General features: G+C 42.4%; 17 protein-coding genes and 2 pseudogenes. 6 read left to right on the top strand and 13 right to left on the bottom strand.

The genetic code is table 11. The annotated features are described in order from the left end of the window. Nucleotides 1-7: 7 nt before the first annotated feature. A complete protein-coding gene (locus tag K358_RS0112505) occupies nucleotides 8-571 on the top strand; it encodes a primosomal replication protein (protein WP_027697143.1) in 564 nt (187 codons plus the stop codon). After that, nucleotides 561-728, top strand: coding sequence for a pleiotropic regulatory protein RsmS (gene rsmS, locus K358_RS0112500; RefSeq protein ID WP_027697142.1), 168 nt, complete (start codon nucleotides 561-563; stop codon nucleotides 726-728). The genes K358_RS0112505 and rsmS overlap by 11 nt, the downstream gene beginning before the upstream one ends. 154 nt (nucleotides 729-882) lie before the next feature. Here rsmS and htpX read toward each other — a convergent pair whose 3' ends face one another. Continuing rightward, nucleotides 883-1,746 (bottom strand): protease HtpX, encoded by an 864-nt coding sequence (htpX, locus tag K358_RS0112495; protein ID WP_027697141.1) that lies wholly within the window; start codon nucleotides 1,744-1,746, stop codon nucleotides 883-885. Nucleotides 1,747-2,135: 389 nt separating this feature from the next. On the opposite strand from htpX, the gene K358_RS19350 reads away from it, so the two are divergent. Then, the gene (locus tag K358_RS19350; RefSeq protein WP_169716296.1) at nucleotides 2,136-2,288 is read left to right on the top strand and encodes a hypothetical protein; all 153 of its coding nucleotides are present in this window, start codon (nucleotides 2,136-2,138) and stop codon (nucleotides 2,286-2,288) included. Nucleotides 2,289-2,392: 104 nt separating this feature from the next. Here the strand turns inward: K358_RS19350 and bioD are convergent, their stop codons facing one another. From bioD to bioB, 4 genes are read right to left on the bottom strand one after another with little or no spacing between them, the layout of a single operon-like run. Continuing rightward, nucleotides 2,393-3,076, bottom strand: a complete 684-nt coding sequence (gene bioD / locus K358_RS0112485; protein ID WP_027697140.1) for a dethiobiotin synthase — start codon at nucleotides 3,074-3,076, stop codon at nucleotides 2,393-2,395. Continuing rightward, nucleotides 3,073-3,876: a malonyl-ACP O-methyltransferase BioC gene (gene bioC, locus K358_RS0112480; RefSeq protein ID WP_027697139.1), complete on the bottom strand. Its 804-nt coding sequence runs from the start codon at nucleotides 3,874-3,876 to the stop codon at nucleotides 3,073-3,075. The genes bioD and bioC overlap by 4 nt, the downstream gene beginning before the upstream one ends. After that, the gene (bioF, locus tag K358_RS0112475; RefSeq protein ID WP_051241301.1) at nucleotides 3,876-5,138 is read right to left on the bottom strand and encodes an 8-amino-7-oxononanoate synthase; all 1,263 of its coding nucleotides are present in this window, start codon (nucleotides 5,136-5,138) and stop codon (nucleotides 3,876-3,878) included. The genes bioC and bioF overlap by 1 nt, the downstream gene beginning before the upstream one ends. A 5-nt stretch (nucleotides 5,139-5,143) precedes the next feature. Beyond that, nucleotides 5,144-6,196, bottom strand: coding sequence for a biotin synthase BioB (bioB, locus tag K358_RS0112470; protein ID WP_027697137.1), 1,053 nt, complete (start codon nucleotides 6,194-6,196; stop codon nucleotides 5,144-5,146). A gap of 136 nt (nucleotides 6,197-6,332) precedes the next feature. Here bioB and bioA point away from each other — a divergent pair, with 136 nt between their 5' ends. Together bioA and K358_RS0112460 are read left to right on the top strand one after the other, a co-directional pair. Further along, entirely contained in the window at nucleotides 6,333-7,658 is a 1,326-nt protein-coding gene (gene bioA, locus K358_RS0112465) for an adenosylmethionine--8-amino-7-oxononanoate transaminase (protein ID WP_027697136.1), read from the top strand. A 133-nt stretch (nucleotides 7,659-7,791) separates the two neighbouring features. Then, nucleotides 7,792-8,388, top strand: coding sequence for an ATP-dependent zinc protease family protein (locus K358_RS0112460; RefSeq protein WP_027697135.1), 597 nt, complete (start codon nucleotides 7,792-7,794; stop codon nucleotides 8,386-8,388). Between the two features lie 246 nt (nucleotides 8,389-8,634). On the opposite strand, the gene serS is transcribed toward K358_RS0112460, so the two are convergent. From serS to lrp, 6 genes and pseudogenes are all read right to left on the bottom strand, one after another. Continuing rightward, a complete protein-coding gene (gene serS / locus K358_RS0112455) occupies nucleotides 8,635-9,945 on the bottom strand; it encodes a serine--tRNA ligase (protein ID WP_027697134.1) in 1,311 nt (436 codons plus the stop codon). Nucleotides 9,946-10,071: 126 nt separating this feature from the next. After that, nucleotides 10,072-11,421, bottom strand: a complete 1,350-nt coding sequence (locus tag K358_RS0112450; RefSeq protein ID WP_027697133.1) for a replication-associated recombination protein A — start codon at nucleotides 11,419-11,421, stop codon at nucleotides 10,072-10,074. A gap of 14 nt (nucleotides 11,422-11,435) precedes the next feature. Next, on the bottom strand, nucleotides 11,436-12,035 hold the full coding sequence (lolA, locus tag K358_RS0112445; protein WP_027697132.1) for an outer membrane lipoprotein periplasmic chaperone LolA: 600 nt from the start codon (nucleotides 12,033-12,035) through the stop codon (nucleotides 11,436-11,438). 68 nt (nucleotides 12,036-12,103) lie between these two features. Continuing rightward, a pseudogene (locus K358_RS19590) lies at nucleotides 12,104-13,714 on the bottom strand (DNA translocase FtsK); the annotation flags it as partial. Nucleotides 13,715-14,718: 1,004 nt separating this feature from the next. Beyond that, nucleotides 14,719-15,325: pseudogene (locus K358_RS19585) on the bottom strand (DNA translocase FtsK 4TM domain-containing protein); the annotation flags it as partial. Nucleotides 15,326-15,649: 324 nt separating this feature from the next. Continuing rightward, nucleotides 15,650-16,144: a leucine-responsive transcriptional regulator Lrp gene (gene lrp, locus K358_RS0112435; protein WP_027697130.1), complete on the bottom strand. Its 495-nt coding sequence runs from the start codon at nucleotides 16,142-16,144 to the stop codon at nucleotides 15,650-15,652. A 154-nt stretch (nucleotides 16,145-16,298) separates the two neighbouring features. On the opposite strand from lrp, the gene ald reads away from it, so the two are divergent. Then, complete coding sequence (gene ald, locus K358_RS0112430) at nucleotides 16,299-17,414, top strand: alanine dehydrogenase (RefSeq protein WP_027697129.1); 1,116 nt, start codon at nucleotides 16,299-16,301, stop codon at nucleotides 17,412-17,414. Here the strand turns inward: ald and K358_RS0112425 are convergent. Together K358_RS0112425 and cysB are read right to left on the bottom strand one after the other, a co-directional pair. Next, nucleotides 17,406-18,620 (bottom strand): methyltransferase, encoded by a 1,215-nt coding sequence (locus K358_RS0112425; protein ID WP_027697128.1) that lies wholly within the window; start codon nucleotides 18,618-18,620, stop codon nucleotides 17,406-17,408. The two genes, ald and K358_RS0112425, sit on opposite strands and share 9 nt — an antisense overlap. Beyond that, nucleotides 18,620-19,594, bottom strand: a complete 975-nt coding sequence (gene cysB / locus K358_RS0112420; RefSeq protein WP_027697127.1) for an HTH-type transcriptional regulator CysB — start codon at nucleotides 19,592-19,594, stop codon at nucleotides 18,620-18,622. Before cysB ends, K358_RS0112425 begins: the two co-directional genes overlap by 1 nt. Nucleotides 19,595-19,740 lie beyond the last annotated feature (146 nt).

Below are 19,740 nucleotides of genomic sequence, written 5' to 3'. Positions count from 1 at the left end.
GGTAGAGATGAGTAATTTCAGCGATATAGCAGATAAACTTGATACTTTAGCCAAGCAAGCCGCTCAGCGAGATAGGCAAAAAGGAGAGCATCATCAGCCTTTATTTGATGAGCATCTTTTTAGCTGTAGAGCCCGCTTCTTAGTTCCGTGTGTTTCGGAAGCCCAAGCAACTTATGACAGCATCATTCGAGAGCAGCAAGCAAATAGACTGACTCAGTTGCGCGCTGAACACCTCTCTCAGAAGCTGATAGCGCAACTAGAAGCCATTCAACGTGAATTAGCCACGGGTGCTATTCGCCATAACGAAATAAAGCACAGCAGTCATTACCGCAAGCCTATCAGTGAGCTTTATCAAGATTTATCACAGCACCAAGAGTGGGAAATTCGCTTACAAGATCTAGTGCAACAAAAGACCCATCAAGTTGATCATTGCAGCAGTTTACAGCGTGCAAAAGCGCAACAGGACCTCTTAACAGCAGAACAACGACTAGAACGTTGCCAAGCGGCAAAGTTAAAAATAGAAAAGCAAATCACTTATAGAGAAAGGCATAACCCAAGCAATGACTATTGACAATCAACCTAGCCCACTAGATTCTGCGCCGGAAGAAATAAAATTGGCAGTTGATCTTATTTATTTACTGGAATCGAATGAAATCGAACCGAACATTGCGCTAGAAGCATTGAAAATTGTTGAAGCAGATTTACAGAAGAAAATAGAAAAGAAATAGAATCCTTGTTTAGAAACTAATCCCCTACACGTTGCACTTTCTTATCGAGCAACGAGAAGTGAAACGACCGAGTATCAAGCTACATATAAAAAAGTCGCCTCTTAACACTTTACGCGACAAGAGGCGACAATTGACTCATACAGTAGCTTTTCTATTATGAATTACGTAGAGCATCGATACGCTTATCAAGCGGTGGATGACTCATTAATAATTCCATCATAGTGCGCTTACCATTAATGCCAAACGCCATCATAGAACCTTCTAATTGTGGTTCGTGGCTCATTTTCAAACGTTCAAGAGCGGCAATCATCTTATGCTTGCCGACCAAGTTTGCTGCGCCAGCATCGGCATGGAATTCACGGTGACGGCTGTACCACATCGTAATAAAACTTGCTAAGAAACCAAACACCAATTCAAGCACCATAGAGATCAAAAAGTAGCTCATCATATTCGTGCCACCGCCTTCTTCGCTATCTCTTGAGCTTACAAGGTTTGCAATTGTGCGAGATAAGAAAATAACAAAGGTATTCACTACGCCTTGCATTAATGTCATGGTCACCATATCACCGTTAGAAATATGGCTAACCTCATGAGCAAGTACCGCCTCAGCTTCATCACGAGTCATGTTGTGCAATAATCCGGTAGATACCGCAACCAAAGAATCATCTCGCTTAGCACCCGTTGCAAAAGCATTGATATCTGGCGAATCATAAATAGCTACGGTTGGCATGCCAATACCGACTTGCTGAGCTTGACGACTTACTGTTTGGACTAACCAATGTTCGGTTTCATTTCTTGGGGTTTCAATTACTTGACCACCAACAGAGCGCAATGCCATTTTTTTAGACATTAACAATGAAATGAATGAGCCACCAAAACCAAATAAAGCTGCCATCACCAATAGCCCAGAAAGACTACCTGGCTGCATTCCGGTTACCGCATAAACTATATTTAAAACAACACTTAAAACTAGCACTACTGCTAAGTTGGTTGCTAAAAATAACATCACTCGTTTCATTCTTTCTGTCTCCATTGAGAAACTATTCATTAGTCATCGTAACCTTATGGCTACGGTGAAAAAACAATGTATACCTACACGGTTTAAGTATAGATATAGTCATTCATTTTAAGTTCAAGGTTAAGCGCTAAATTGAAACATTTAGTGTCTTATAACTTTAGCGCGAATGATTGCGTAACTATCACTCTACATACGTATATAAGTCATACTATTTGTGACCAATCACTCAAATTTATACTTAGCTGTTTAATACTCAAGTAAATGAATACTAAGGCTTATATGGTCCGTCACCTGATTCACTCTCACTTAGTTATACTTTAGTCGTATTGCTCATAGCAACTATTATCCTTATTTTAACGATATTACTGTTACAAATAAGGGTGATAACTATGGCGGATAAGGAAAATTACCAAATGGCGATCGATTTATTATCGTGCCATTTAGGTTTATCAGAAGAAGAAGCGAAAGAGCGCTTAGGTTTAGCAGAAAAGAAATCAGAGCAGCCTATGAGGCTGGTTCCTGAAAAATATCAAGCTCAATAATAAGTATACCCATTTAAAATACAAAAGCCGCATATTAGTCATTATGCGGCTTTTGTTTTATTTAAGAATAGACCCAAGTAACTTGGGTATAAGTTATAACTCCATTACTCGAACTTGAACAAGTCTAAATCAATATATTGTTCAACATCCATCATTTCCGATTTTGATAAATAAGGAATTTCAGCTAATTTGGGCGCGGAAATATGACTTTCTAAAAAAGCCACATTCTCATCGTAACAACCAAAATCAGGGTCGACCTTATTCGCCACCCAACCGACCACCTCTAAACCATCATTTCGGATTGACTCTAGAGTAAGCAAAGCATGATTCAAACAACCGAGTCGGATACCAACCACGATAATAACCGGTAATTTTTGTAGCTTTACCCAAGTTGATAAAAATTCGTTATCAGAAACCGGCACTTTCCAGCCACCCGCCCCTTCTACCACTACTATGTCAGATTTCACTTTATGCTGATCTAAGTTTTGATCTAATGAGTCAAAGTCTATAGTGACCGACTCACGTTTAGCGGCAATATGCGGTGATGTAGGTAACAACAAAGCAAAAGGATTAACCTCAGCATAACTTAGCTCAACATTCGAGGCTTTCTGTAACGCTAGAGCATCTTCATTAACCAAACCTTGTTCGCTAACTTCACAGCCCGCCGCGATAGGTTTAAATCCTGAAACTCGATAATCACGCTTAGCAAACGCCTTAATGAATGCTTGAGATACTAAAGTTTTGCCGACTTCGGTATCCGTACCAGTAATAAATACACAATGACTCATTTTGTCAGCTCTCCTAAACAAACCTGATAAGTGGCGGGAAGTTCACCTTTCGAATTTTTATGCACTTGGTAGGCTTGATCGACTTGTAATAAGGTTTTCGGTTTGGTTAACCCTTGTGAGCGCCCAGAAACATGCGTTGCACCAATCCCTTTTAAATCTTTCATTAACTCAATTGCCGAAGAATAGTTAAGTGTTATTTGCAGGTTTTCTAGCTGGCATTGCCTCGCTCCCGATTGCGATGCCGCCGATTTCAAGCTATCTATTTGATGGAATTGATTCACATGTTGATATTGGCGATCGACTTGCTGCCAAGCACTATGTAATTCGACTAATGAACCCTGTAAAAGCGTTGAATATACCAATTTCCCTTGCGGTTTTAATACTTGGATAAGTGATGTCATTAAAGCATCCAACTGATGACACCATTGCAATGCAAGGCTGGAAAAAATCAAATCAAAACTTTGAGGCTCAAACGGTAATTGCTCAGCGTCCCCTTTCAAGTAACTCACCGGCAAATTAGCACAACGAGATTGGCACACCGCCAACATGGCATCGGACAAATCAAAGGCTGTGACTTGGGCGCCACGCAATGCCAGCAATTGAGTGAAATAACCTGTACCGCAGCCAAGGTCCAATACTTTCAATCCAGATAAATCATGCGGTAATTTATCCAGCAAAAGATACCCAACCTGCCTTTGAAAAGCCGCATGTTGATCATAAGTTTTTGCCGCTTTACTGAACGCTTGGGCAACGGCTATTTTATCGGTATCTTTACATTCAGTATCTACTGCTAAGGCCATCAACCGTACCCTCTTAGATTTTCATTCAATTGATAATATTGAATAATGTCTTGAATAAGCTGTGAAACTTGTTGCTGAGAATGACGGCTACTCAAGGTGATCCTTAACCTTGCCGCATTCGCGGGAACCGTGGGTGGACGAATAGCTCCAACCCACATGCCTTTCTGCTTTAAGTAGTTCGACAAATCGATAGCTTGTTGGCTATTGCCACATATCAAAGGCTTAATTGCCGTACTAGTGGCTCTATATCCAGAAAGTGTTGAGAGTGAGTCATGGAAGATTTCAGATAATTCAGCAAGCTTTTCACGCCTCCATGCTTGTTGCTGGATCATCGTAATCGCATGACTAATGGCATAAGCTTGCGCTGGAGGCATTGCTGTTGAGTAAACATAATGCCGCGCAAACTGATTCAAGAATTCGCCCGTACTTTCATCGCATAAGATTGCCGCCCCTGAAAGCCCTACCGCCTTACCGAACGTCACGATTAAGATGTTAGGTTTAATTCCTGATAACTCAGTAATCCCACCGCCGGATGAACCTAGTACCCCTAATCCATGAGCATCATCGATGGCCAGCCAAGCCTGATGTTTTTGGCATTGCTGTGAAAGCTCCTTCAATGGTGCGATATCACCATCCATGCTAAAAACGCCTTCAGAAACCACTAGCTTAGCTTGTGCTGGTGTTGGTGTTGCTGAAAGCTCAGCAAGTTTACGGCTAAGTTCATTCACATCATTGTGCTTAAAGCGAGACATTGACGCAGGACTCAGCATACCCGCTTCCATCAAAGAAGCATGATTCAATTTATCCTGTATAAGATGATCGTGCTTATCCAATAAGGTAAACAACAAGGCTTGATTGGCGCTAAAACCGGAATTAAATAACACCGATCTAGAGTAGCCTAGCCATTCGCACAGCTTAGCTTGCAAACTTTGATGAGCCATAGAGAGCCCGGTGACAGCAGGAGATGCACTACTACCGCAACCGTACTGAGTTAATCCTTGTTGCCAAGCTGAAATTAATTCAGGATCACGAGCAAGACCTAGGTAGTCATTACTCGAAAAATTGATATACGGCCTAGACTCTGCGGCAGAATTCGCGGTAGATACTGAAATCTGATTATCAGCCAGATGCGAAAATACCTGGGTGTTTCTTTGTAGCCCTTTTTCACGCCGTGTTGTCAGAGCTGTTTGGATTTTTTCATCAAATTTATTTTTGCTATTAAACTGTTTTTTTCTATCAAGCTGGTTTTTTATATTAAACATGGCAACTAGCTCTGGGCTTCATAGAACAAGTCATCTTTGGTTGGTCGAATAACAACACGCTCGATAACTTGCTCAATTAAATCACTTTCTTGTACTTCATCCGGTTTCTGGTGCACTTCTGAACGATTAATACCTAACTTTTTAAACAGTTGCAGATCAGTGTCTTCTTCTGGGTTTGGTGTAGTTAGTAATTTGCAGCCGTAGAAAATAGAATTTGCTCCAGCCATAAAACACAACGCCTGCATTTGCTCATTCATGTTTTCGCGTCCTGCCGATAGACGTACCGCAGAATGTGGCATCATGATTCGCGCAATGGCAATTAAACGGATAAAGTCGAATGGTTCGACATCATCCACATTTTCCATTGGCGTGCCTTTTACTTTCACCAGCATATTGATTGGCACACTTTCCGGGTGAGTGGGTAAATTCGCTAACTCAACCAATAAACCAGCGCGGTCGCTGACACTTTCTCCCATACCAATTATGCCGCCTGAACATATTTTCATTCCTGAATCCCTGACATGAGAAAGAGTATCGAGACGGTCTTGGTAGGTTCGAGTAGTAATAATATTGCCGTAAAATTCTGGCGAGGTATCAAGATTATGGTTGTAGTAATCAAGCCCTGCATTTGATAAATCTTGCGCTTGATCCGGCGTTAACATACCTAGTGTCATACAGGTTTCTAACCCCATCTCCTTGACCCCTTTGATCATTTCCATCAAATACGGCATATCACGCTCTTTAGGATTTTTCCAAGCGGCTCCCATACAAAATCTTGTGGAACCTGAATTTTTTGCTTTTTGAGCAGCATCTAAAACTCGCTCAACTTCCATTAAGCGCTCTTTTTCTACATCGGTTCGATAATGGGCACTTTGTGGACAATACTTGCAATCTTCAGGGCAAGCTCCAGTTTTAATTGAAAGTAATGTGCTAACTTGAACATGGTTCGCTTGTTGAAATTTTCGATGTACCAGCTGCGCTTCAAACAACAAATCCATAAATGGTTTATCAAGTAATTCATGCACTTGCTGCACAGTCCAGTTATGCCTTATCTCCACAATTCTTCCTTATCTAAAAAGCATTAATGTAAAAATCTTATGTCAAAAACTTGGCTAGTCTAATCATGCAAGATAGCATGTCAACCAAATAAATATAACAAGGTTTACAATGAGTTTAATAACAAACAATCATGCTATGGAAAACTGCGATCTAGAATTTGACCGTCAGCATATCTGGCACCCCTACACTTCGACGCTTGCTCCGCTAAAGTGTTATCCGGTAAGTAGAGCCCATGGTGTGCATATTGAATTAGAAAGTGGCGAAACGCTGATTGATGGTATGTCTTCATGGTGGTCAGCAATTCATGGTTATAATCATCCGCAACTCAATCAAGCGGCCCATAACCAAATAGACGACATGTCACATGTGATGTTTGGAGGTTTAACCCATCGTCCTGCCATTTCGCTGTGCAAGAGCCTTTTGGAGTTAACACCAGAAAATCTACAGCAAGTATTTCTTGCCGACTCGGGTTCGGTATCGGTCGAAGTCGCGCTAAAAATGGCTTTGCAGTACTGGCACACTAAGCAAACTGAAAAGCCAGAATCACCTAAACGTGCTAAATTTTTAACCCTTTCACACGGTTATCATGGTGATACCTTTGCCGCCATGTCGGTGACTGATCCCGATAATTCGATGCACAAAATGTATAAAGGCTTTTTGCCAGAACATATCTTTGCCAAGTCACCGAGTTGTTATCAAATTCATCAGGGACAATGGCCTGCTTATGATCCGCAAGACATTACCGACTTTAAAGATAAGATCACCACGCATCATCAAGAAATTGCGGCTGTGATCTTAGAGCCAATCGTACAAGGTGCCGGTGGGATGCGGATTTACCATCCTGAGTTTTTAAAAGAAGTGCGTCAGCTATGTGACCAATATGAACTACTATTAATTTTAGATGAAATTGCTACTGGGTTTGGTCGTACTGGCAAGCTCTTTGCGTTTGAACATGCGGGCATTGAACCGGATATATTATGCTTGGGTAAGGCGTTAACCGGTGGTTATATGACACTTTCAGCCACCCTGACGAGCCAAACTATTGCCGATACTATCTGCAGCGGAGAATCTGGTTGTTTTATGCATGGGCCAACCTTTATGGGGAACCCTTTAGCTTGCGCGGTTGCCAGCGCCAGTTTAGATATTATTAAGCAAGGTCAGTGGCAACATCAGGTGGCAACGATAGAATCGATTTTTGAAAGCACACTACCCGAGCTTGAAAACCACCAACGAGTCAAATCAGTGCGCTGGCTCGGTGCCATCGGCGTGGTAGAGACTCACCAGTTAGTCAATATGGAAAATATTCAGCAGCTATTTATTGAAAATGGTGTCTGGATACGGCCATTTGGACAATTGATTTACGTTATGCCACCTTTTATTGCCACACCGGAGCAAATCACTCACTTAGTTAAAACAATAGCATTAGCTCTCAATAACGATGACTGCTTTCAGTATGCTTAAAAGGCAGAGCTAGCAAAGTGATAACAATTGTAAGTAACAAGCAAAATGCGTACTTTGCTTATTCTGTAACATCAAGAGTTTGTGTTAATATTAACCTAAAGATTTTGCCCAATGAATTTAAGGTCTGCTTAATATGTTTAAATGGTTACTTATTGCTTTATTCTCTTGCTCTTTTTCAACAGTAGCAGCAGAAAAAGCGCAACCTGTCAGTCAAGTGACACCAAAAGAAGTTAACGTTGAAACTCACACCTCAAACGGTAACTTGATCTTAGGTGAAAAAGAATGGATTTATATCAAGCCACTTAATCGTAATGTGTTGGCTCGTGTTGATACCGGTGCGACATCATCATCGATTAGTGCTATTGATATCAAGACCTACAAAAAAGATGGCAAAAGCTTTGTTGACTTCAAACTTGCTCATAAGAAATGGGAAAGTAAAACCATGACCTACCCAGTCACTCGTTGGGTCGAAGTGATACAATCGACATCAGAAGAGCCATCGTCATCTCGACCAGTTGTTAAATTAGAAATTCAAATTGGCGATCACAAAACCAAAACAGACTTTACTTTAACTGACCGTACTCATCTTCAATACCCAGTATTGTTAGGTCGTACCTTTATTGACAATGTCGCCTTAGTAGATGTATCGCATAAATATGTACAACCACGTGTCAAACTAGAAAAGGCAACCGCTGAAGACGGTGATAAATCTGCCAAAGCAGAAAAATAATCACGAAATTATACCAATCACACTAATTAGATGGTCAGAAATTGCGTAGAAAAAAGGCTTGAGAACAAGGCGAAAATTTTCGATAAGTAGTTATTCTACAATCAAAATTTCCAACGAAGTTATCGAGACTTTTAGCAAGCAAAAATGATCAGATAATTAGTACGATTGGTATTAATATCACCAAACTTTAAATATAAAAAAAAACCGAAGCATCTGCTTCGGTTTTTTTATACCAACAACAAAGTCTTAACCACCAATATGAGTTAAGCCATTCATGTATGGGCGCAGTACTTGAGGAACTTCAATTGTGCCATCTGCTTGCTGGTTGTTCTCTAAGATCGCCACCATAGTACGCCCTACCGCTAGGCCAGAACCATTCAGTGTATGCAACAATTCTGGTTTCTTTTCACCTTTACGGCGGAAACGCGCCTGCATGCGACGAGCTTGGAAGTCCCCACAGTTAGAACAAGATGAAATCTCACGATAGGTCTCTTGTGCAGGAACCCATACTTCTAAATCGTAAGTCTTAACGGCACCAAAGCCCATATCGCCAGTACATAACACCACTTTACGGTAAGGAAGCTCTAGTAATTGCAGTACTTTTTCAGCATGACCTGTTAGCTCTTCCAGTGCCGCCATTGAATCTTCTGGCTTCACAATTTGTACTAGTTCAACTTTGTCGAACTGGTGCATACGGATCAGACCACGAGTATCACGACCATAAGAGCCCGCTTCAGAACGGAAACATGGTGTGTGAGCGGTCATTTTTACAGGAAGATCCGCTTCATCTGTAATAGTGTCACGCATTAGGTTAGTCACTGGCACTTCCGCGGTTGGAATCAGTGACAATGTTTTCAGAGGCTCATCACTCACTTGCTCTGTTAGAGGACGAGTGTGGAATAGGTCTTCACCAAACTTAGGTAATTGACCGGTTCCAAATAAGCTGTCTGAATTCACTAGGTATGGGACATACAGTTCTGTATAGCCATGTTGCTCAGTGTGTAGATCCAGCATAAATTGCGCGATAGCACGGTGCAGTCGAGCAAATTGCCCCCTCATTACGATAAAACGAGAACCGGTTACTTTTACTGCGCTAGCAAAGTCTAAACCGTCGCCCATCTCACCAAGGTCAACATGATCTTTTAATTCAAATTCATACGCTTTCGGCTCACCCCAACGAGCAACTTCTACGTTGTCGTTTTCATCTTTACCATTTGGTACAGAATCATCTGGTAAGTTTGGAACTGAGAAAGTAATTTCATCTAGCTTATTTTGTAGCTCAGCTAAAGCCGTTTTTGCTGCATCAAGATCAGCGCCTAAGTTACCGACTTCCGCCATAATACGCGCGGCTTCGTCGTGATCACCTTTTGCTTTCGCTTGGCCTATGGATTTCGAACGGGAGTTACGCAATGCCTGCAATTCTTCAGTCTTAATTTGTAAAGACTTACGTTGTTCTTCTAGGCTACGGATGGTTTCTACATCCAGCGTGAAGCCACGACGGGCTAATTTGGCAGCTGTATTATCCAGCTCAGTTCGAAATAATTTAGAATCAAGCATTGCTAATCCTGTTGGTCTAAGTGTGATTAAAGCAGCCTTTAAGCTACTTTTAAGAAGATTTTATAGTGTCTAACGCCATTATCTAAAATAAACTAGGCACTAGGTTAAAAAGATACCCAAAAAGCACTATTTTTGATAGCGCTTTTGTTGGCTTTTTGCATCTAATTCAGCCAAATACTCTAGCTTATCGTTAATTTTTCCTTCTAAGCCACGATTTGTCGGAAAATAGTAACGAGTGTCGGCCATTTCTTCAGGGAAATAATTCTCACCTGCGGCGTAAGCACCGGGCTCATCGTGAGCGTAACGGTATTCTTGTCCATAGCCCATATCTTTCATTAAATTGGTAGGAGCGTTACGCAGATGCAGTGGCACATCAAACTCTGGTTGATTATGAGCATCTGCAAGCGCTTGCTTCCAAGCTGTATAAACTGCATTACTTTTTGGCGCACAAGCTAAATACACAATCGCTTGAGCAATTGCTCTTTCGCCTTCAGCTGGACCAATTCGAGTGAAGCAGTCCCAAGCAGAAATCGCGACTTGCATTGCTCTAGGATCGGCATTACCAATATCTTCAGACGCAATCGCTAATAAGCGTCTGACAATATATAAAGGATCGCAACCCGCCGCCATCATACGCGCCGCCCAATAGAGCGCCGCATCGGGATTAGAACCGCGAATCGATTTATGTACCGCTGAAATTAAGTCGTACCACATGTCGCCTTTATTATCGAAACGGGCAACTTTCTCACCCGCTACTTCCGCTAATAAAGCTAAGGTAATGACTTTTTGATTTTGCGCGTTTTCATCAGCTAAATCGTACAGTAGTTCAAGGTAGTTGAGCGACATGCGAGCATCGCCATTGACTAAATCAACTAACCTCTCAAGTACTTCATCTTCAAATGTCGCAGCAATTTTGCCTAAACCGCGCTCCGGATCTTCGATCGCTTGCTTAAGCACAGCCATAATATCAGCATGATCGAGAGAGGTAAGCTTATACACGCGAGCACGAGATAACAGTGCATTATTTAATTCAAAAGAAGGATTTTCAGTGGTTGCGCCAATAAAGGTCACAGTGCCATCTTCGATATGCGGCAAAAAAGCATCTTGTTGGCTTTTGTTAAAGCGATGCACCTCATCAACAAACAAAACGGTTTTACGGCCAGATAATTTATGCTCTCGCGCCTTTTCAATAGCCAGACGGATATCTTTTACCCCAGACGTTACAGCAGAAATTCGTTCTACTTCCGCATTGGCGTAATTGGCCGCCACTTCTGCAAGTGTGGTTTTGCCGGTACCAGGAGGCCCCCACAAGATCATTGAATGCAAATGACCCGCCTCTAACGCCCTACGTAATGGCTTATTAGGGCCTAGAATATGCTGCTGACCACAGTAGTGATCAATCGACACTGGCCGCATACGAGCGGCCAGTGGGCGAAAGTCTTCATCAGCTGAAAAATCTAAACTAAAATTATTCATTAAAGTTTACCTGATTATTGACGCTGGTCATCAACCTCAACACCTTTAGGAACACTAAAGCTAAAGATTGCAGCATCCGGTTTTTTCATTGAGAAATGGGTAAACTCAAACTGGCTTTTCTGGCCATCTTGTTCAATCACATTAAATTGCTGAACGACACCCTTAGCATTGATTTTGATTTGGAATGTACCAACCGAGCTATCTGCTGCCGTAGGTTTCAAAGTGAAAGTATCATTCGATTGAGTCACATCATAATTTGCCCAATCACTAGCACGATTACGAGTTAGCAAAACAAACGGCGTTTGAGCGGTAGCTTGTTCTTGACTCAAAATCGTCACTTGCTCGACAAATGGGCTGTAGTACCAAACATTTTTACCATCAGACACAAGCAGAGTTTCATCTGGCGCGGATGTTTTCCAACGAAATAAACTTGGACGAGATATATCTGCACTCCCTTCACCATCAAGCAGTACTTCGCCTTCTGGGCTGGTAACTTTTTGGGTGAAGTCAGCACTAAAGCCATCATTTTTACTCAATCGAGCATTCAATTCATCTTTCGGTTCCGCCCAAACACTGGTGCTTGCCAGCAATAATACTAGTAACCAATTTCTCATATCCATCCTCGACATTATAAAACCTGATATCGCAATTTTTGTATTTTCAATCATCGTTGATCGAGCCGTTAATCAAACTGCTTAATCGGTGGTGGAGCAATTACTTCGCGGTTTCCGTTATGCCCCGGTGCACTTACGACACCTTGAGCTTCAAGTTGTTCCACAATTCTTGCGGCACGGTTGTAACCAATTTTAAAACGACGCTGAACGCCCGACACTGAACCTCGGCGAGATTCGGTTACAAATTCAACCACTTGATCGTAAAGTGGATCAGCATCTTCTTCGCTTTCTAATTGCTCACCTGGTAGTAAGCTTTCCGAAGTTGCCTCGCCATGAACAATTTCATCAATATAAACAGGCTTACCACGTGCTTTCCAATCATTCACTACCGCATGCACATCATCATCGGATGCAAACGCACCATGAACACGAGTGGTGTGATTTGAACCTGGTGGTAGATATAGCATATCCCCCATACCAAGCAGTGACTCGGCACCGCCTTGATCCAAAATAGTGCGTGAATCAGTTTTGGTTGATACGGTAAACGCGACACGAGTTGGAATATTGGCTTTAATCAGACCGGTAATCACATCCACCGATGGACGCTGAGTCGCCAATACTAAGTGGATACCTGCCGCACGCGCTTTTTGAGCTAAACGGGCGATCAACTCTTCCACTTTTTTACCCACGACCATAATCAGATCAGCAAATTCATCGACGATCACCACAATGTACGGCAATTTTTCTAAACGTGGTGGCATTTCATCCATACTATCACCCGGTTTCCATAATGGGTCATGAATTGGGTGACCCGCATCAGCTGCCATTTTGAGCTTCTCGTTGTATCCTTTCAGGTTACGGACGCCTAATGCTGACATTAGTTTATAACGACGCTCCATTTCCCCAACACACCAACGAAGCGCGTTTGAGGCATCTTTCATATCCGTTACGACTTCCGATAATAAATGAGGAATACCTTCATAAATCGATAATTCCAACATTTTCGGGTCGATCATAATAAAGCGCACATCTTCTGGGGTCGCTTTATACAAAATACTCAAGATCATCACGTTTACGCCGACCGATTTACCAGACCCGGTGGTACCTGCCACTAATACATGAGGCATTTTAGCTAGATCCGCAATCACCGCTTCACCAGCAATATCTTGCCCCAACACTACGGCTGTTGGCGATTTATTGTTTTGGAATGCTTCTGTACCCACTACATCTGAAAAATAAACCGTTTCACGGCTCATATTCGGTAGTTCTAAACCAACATATGGCTTGCCAGGAATAACTTCTACTACCCTTACAGCCATTGCTGATAGTGCACGAGCAAGATCCATAGATAGGCCAGAAATTCGGCTTACTTTCACGCCTGGCGCTAAATCTAGCTCAAAACGAGTGATCACTGGCCCGGGGAAAATATCAACAACACGCGCTTCAATTTTATAATCGGCAAGCTTAGATTCAACCAAGCGTGCAATCTCTTCCAGTGCATCACGGTCAATGTGGCTTTCACGTTTTTCTGGGTGATACAACAATTCCAATGTTGGCATTGGTGATGTTGGCACCGGTAAATTCACATCTTGTTGCACTAAGAATGGATTTTGTGATGCCAAAGCACTAGCTTGTGCTGCTGTAACCATATTTTGAAACGCTGCGGCATCCTGATCTTCAGGTTGATCTTGTTCTGCTTGAATTGGTTGTTGTGCCGCTTCTTCAGCTGAAATGACAGATTGCTGAACGCTTTCTTGTTGAGCATTGTTTGTTTTATTCTGAGTTGGTGGCTGAGAAATATTCGATGTAGTTGCAGCAAGGTTTTCATTATTTGCCGAACTCGAACCCTGCATAGAAGTAACTGACCCTTGTTGTGAATGAGTTTGAACAGACTCAGCTTCAATTTGCTGATTAGGTTCATCGTCGAGAACAGAATCAAGATTTCCTAATGAAGGGGTATTTTCCTCTAAAGTAATATCATCGATAGCGCTTTCTGGCTTAGCTGCGCTTTGCTCTGCAGCAATCGGTACCGATGGTGCTTCTTGTTGAGCTGTTTGGCTAGGAGCTTGTGTTGGCGCTTGTACTGAAGCAGTAGTGTCACTGTCTTGCTCAACAAAGTCATTTTCAGAAACCGCTCGCTGATCCAATTCTGCAATCGTTGCATTTGGATTTTGATAACGATTTGATGATTCTGTCGCAGAATTATTTTCAATATCAAAAGATGCTGAACTCATTGTCTGCTGAATTTTCACCTCTTGTTCCGTGCTCACTGCAGGTTCTGAGGCTTGAACAGATTTCACTTGCGCGGCTTTTGCAGATGGTGTCGTTGCTGAAGGCGCTGAGAATAACGGATCATCAAGATCTTCTTCGCTAATATCTAGAGCAGGCTCACCATGCGCACTTGGTTCAATCTGAGCTTTCTTGGCTGATTTACGTGGGAAGTGAATATTAAAACGTGGTTTTTTCTTTTGTTCAAAATCAACAGCTGGCTCAGCAGTTTGCGCATCATCTACGATGTCGAACTCTTCATCTTGCTGCAAATCCACTGCTTTTAAAGAAAGTGCATCATCATCAATGCCTTCAATATGCATCTGACTTAATTCAGCTTGTTGATAGTGGTTCGCTGATAATGTAGTTGGTTCTGAGTGACGTGCGCGATTAAATAAACGCTGAGTTAAGCGTAAAGCAGCTTGCCCTAAATGTTCAACAATACTCAACCAAGAAATGCCGGTTAATAAGGTAAAACCTGCGCCCCACAAAAACATGAAAACTAAAGTTGACCCTAAAATATTCAATGCTGGAGTGGCAACAGAGGTTAAAACATCACCGACGACACCGCCCGATGAGAAGTACCAAATGTCATCAAAATTAATATCTGCTAGGCCACAGCTGGTTAATAGCATGATAGTTAGGCCAAGTAGACGTGTACCCCATAGTAGGAAATCAATCCCCTCCCCTTCATCTCGTGAACGGAAGAATGCCCAGCTTGCGCCTAGGATAATAAAAGGTAGTGGGTAGGCAAATACGCCAAAGCTGAAGAATAGAGTATCCGCAAGCCAAGCCCCGATATAACCACCAGCATTATGGACAGTACCGCCCCATGCTGTTTGCGACCACGATGGATCCGCTGGATTAAATGAGAAAAGAGCCACCATCATTAAAATGGCGATCAATAAGCCTAAGATCAAGCCACACTCTTTCAAACGTTGTGAGCCATTAAGACGAGGTTTCGACTTAGTTTCTTTCGCTTTAATGATGGTGACGGTTTTCGACTTGCCTTGCTTGAAAATATTTTTGCTGTACGTAAACAAAACGTTCCCCTATTCCCGAGTGCTTAATGGGCGTACCCATCGTACTTGAAGCTGCAGCTCTAATTACTTTGGGTATATTCTTATTTTAGACATGACGTCAAACCTTATTGCATTGTTGAAAATAGCAAGTTAGGTATGAAAATAAGGATAATTCACTCGGTGGTCCAAAATACGACGAGCGGCCTAAGCCGCTCGGTAGACAACACTCGATAACAATAACCGAAATAGGTGGAAAAACCTATACCCAAACAGCGTCAAAAGGAAGATTTGAACGCATCCTGACACCATTTGGACATATTTTGATTATCGAGTTTGAATCACTAACTGATTTGATTGTTTGACTTCTTCCATTACCACGTAGGTACGCGTGTCATTCACACCAGGAAGGCGTAATAAAGTGTCACCTAATAGCTTACGGTAAGCACTCATATCTGATACACGGGTTTTCAATAAGTAATCGAAATCACCAGAAACTAAATGACATTCTTGGATATCATCTAATTTTTGTACTGCGGTATTGAATTGTTCAAACACATCAGGCGCACCACGGTTTAACGTAATCTCAACAAACACTAGAAGTGATGCATCAAGATACTGTGGATTAAGTAGTGCGGTATAACCGGTAATATAGCCTTGGCGTTCAAGGCGCCTTACACGTTCTAAACAAGGTGTTGGCGATAAACCCACACGCTTTGAAAGCTCTACATTCGAAATTCGACCATCTTTCTGTAATTCATTTAGAATATTACGGTCAATCCTGTCTAAGTCCTTTGATGGCTTTTTATAATTATCTGTCATTGATATTCACCTTAATTACTTCCCTGCAAAAATATATTCTACATTCTCTTTATATTCAGAATCAAATATTACTAAATCATAACTACACTTTACATTAGCCCAATGAATAAGCCTTTAGACAGACATAACAACCACTAATAAAAGAGGGTTCAGAATGAAAATTGGCGTACCAAAAGAAATCAAAAACCACGAATATCGTGTAGGCATGATCCCTGCTAGCGTAAGAGAACTATACTCTCACGGGCATCAAGTGTTTATCGAAAGTCAGGCTGGAGCCGGTATCGGCTTTAGTGACAACGATTACATCGCCGCAGGCGCTTCCATTCTTCCCACTGCAAAAGAGCTCTATTCTACTGCAGATATGATTGTTAAGGTCAAAGAGCCTCAATCCACTGAACGAGCTTTGCTCAAGCCAGGACAAATATTGTTCACTTATTTGCACCTCGCACCAGATTTTCCACAAACGGAAGACCTAATAAAGAGCAAAGCCATCTGTATCGCCTATGAGACTGTAACAGATAATATGGGTCGTCTGCCACTATTAGCGCCAATGTCTGAAGTTGCTGGTCGAATGTCTATTCAAGCCGGCGCGCAAACATTGGAAAAATCCCACGGTGGCAGTGGCTTACTTCTTTCTGGTGTACCAGGGGTGATGCCAGCAAAAGTGCTTATTCTTGGCGGTGGCGTAGTCGGTTCTAACGCTGCAAGAATGGCGGTAGGGTTACGTGCTGATGTGACGATTTTAGATAAAAATATCGACACACTTCGCAAATTGGATGAGGAGTTTCAAGGCACCGCAAAAGTAGCCTACTCGACTCGAGAACTTCTTGACCAACTCGTTACCGAAGCTGACCTCATTATTGGTGCAGTATTAGTTCCCGGAGCGGCAGCGCCAAAACTCATCAATAAGCAACATTTAAAAACCATGAAAGCAGGATCTGCTCTCGTCGATGTTGCCATTGATCAAGGAGGTTGCTTTGAAACCTCTCATGCTACCACTCACGCAGATCCGACTTATGTGGTTGATGATATCGTTCATTATTGTGTCGCTAATATGCCCGGAGCCGTTGCGAGAACCTCAACCTTTGCTCTTAATAACGCCACCCTACCCTATATCCTAAAACTGGCGAACAAAGGCTATCGGCAAGCTTTGTTGGAAGATGCGGGCTTTTTAAAAGGGCTAAATATTATTGATGGTAAATTAACCATTAAAGAAGTCGCTGAGGGATTTGACCTACCCTACATAGATGCAAAGCAGGCGTTAGAGTGATCGGTTCTCAATCGCTTGAATAAGAATATTGCGTGGTGTGATGTCCCGCGGGCAGAAAGTGCTAAGCGAAACATCATATCCCGCTTGTTCTAAACGCAAAGCTTTATCACACACTAACCACATTTCAAGCGGCCTTCGAAAGGCTTGTTGTACTAGACTCAAGCGCTCCATTTGAATAAAGCGTTCTTCACCTCTTTGCTTCCAATAATCTAAATCCTCAAGAGTAACATCCAAGTTTCGCTGCTCTTTCGCCCATTGGCAGAAACTGGCAAACCCTTGGCTTAGCTGTGATTTTTTAATACTTGGAATCGACGTATAACCTTGCTGATTGCTCGCATCTTGCAACAAACAATCGAAGCCTAGGCGATAGGTCATTTCCAATTCACGATGACGCTTCACTCTTTCCCCACCGGTCACGGTTTCTTGCAATGGGATCCTGAGATCTGTTTTGGAAAGGTGAAGTTGAGAGTGCTTGCCTAATGTTGAAAGCGGCTGATAATCGTCATCTTGAATTAAGTGGTAACAACAAGGTGAAAGGGTCACGCCGGATAGCCCCTGCTGACACACATGTTCAATTAAATGAGCATGTAAATCACCACAGGCATGCAATGCCACCGCGTGTTGATTGGGCTTAAATACCTTATGGCAATCATCAGATAGCGCATCGCCCTGAATAAAGGTCATTGGTAATTGATGTTTATCCGCCAAAGCTTGTCCCATTACACACAGGCTGTCTTGCCACTCAAAACTGATCATAGGAAGTTGCGACTGCTGCGCTAACCATTGTCCTAAGTATCCCTTACCGGCACACCATTCCAACCACTCTTGTCCAGGACGGTTAACTCGTAGTGCGGCCTCTCCCATCGCAGTGATCTGTTGCCATTTTCTTCCCGGGATCCCAACACTTAAATGTTGAGTATCATGCTCACCCGTCAATAGTAAACTATCTAATTCACATTGAGCCCATAAACTGGTTAAAGCGGGAATAAAAGGCGTTAAGCACTCAACTAACTTTGAGGTATCCCCTTTTAGCTGCTCAATATCTTCAACTTCCAAGCTAGTCAGAAATTCGCAGAGCGCGGGATGGTTAAGCCAGGGTAAGCTTTCATTGATGCTTGAATGGAACGGTTCCGTCCGCCAAAACTCTTGAGTAGAAATGAGCGCTTTATCTAGTACAGAAAAGCGCTGAGAGAGGGATTCACACATTAACGAACGGGTAACTCAATATCTTTAAACATGGTTTCTATTTCTTGGTTATTCTTCAAGCCAATCGCTTTTTCGACAACCGGACGGGTTAAATGAGGAGCAAAGCGTTCCATAAAATCAAACATATAGCTTCTTAAGAAAGTGCCACGCTTAAACCCAATACTCGTGGTGCTCGCGCCGAAGATATGGCTGGCATCGATGGCCACCAAATCATCATCTTGTTCTTCATCGATCGCCATACTAGCAAAAACACCTACCCCAATACCCAAACGAACGTAAGTTTTAATCACGTCAGCATCGGTGGCAGTAAACACAATTTTAGGTTGTAAGCCCGCCAGATTAAACGCGGTATCTAACTCAGAGCGACCAGTGAAACCAAAGACATAAGTAACCAAAGAATACTTAGCCAACTCTTCAATCGTTACCTTACCTAATTGCGCCAAAGGATGATCTTTTCGGACGACAATAGAACGATTCCAGTGATAACAAGGCAGCATGATGGCATCTTGATATAAATGCAGCGCTTCTGTCGCAATCGCAAAGTTAGCCGTGCCTTTTGACACCGCTTCTGACATTTGACTCGGCGTACCTTGGTGCATATGCAAAGACACTTTTGGATAACGAGCGGTAAAACCTTTAATCACATCTGGTAAAGCGTAACGAGCTTGAGTGTGGGTAGTCGAAATGTTGAGCGTGCCACTTTCAGGGTTAGTGTGCTCACCTGCCACTGCCTTAATGCTTTCTACTCGGGATAAGATTTGTTGAGAAATACGGACAATTTCTTGACCTGCCGGAGTGACTGTCGTTAAGTGCTTGCCACTACGTTCAAAAATCTGAATACCTAGTTCATCTTCTAGCAAACGAACTTGCTTACTAATGCCCGGCTGCGACGTATATAAATTTTCCGCCGTAGCAGAGACATTTAGGTTGTTATTCACCACTTCAACAATATATCTCAGCTGTTGTAACTTCATATGGGCTTCCCTCTCCATCAGCATTTATCTTTGAGGCATCACTTTGCCTTATAAGCATTAGTTATAACGCTTATCGAGTCATTTTCATAGTTCTTCATTGAGATTCGATAACGGAAATAAAGTGTAGTGTGATAAAATTGACCATA

This window comes from Vibrio litoralis DSM 17657 (genome assembly GCF_000426765.1).
GTDB classification, from domain to species: Bacteria; Pseudomonadota; Gammaproteobacteria; order Enterobacterales; family Vibrionaceae; genus Vibrio; species Vibrio litoralis.
This window is presented reverse-complemented; position numbering and strand designations above follow the sequence as displayed.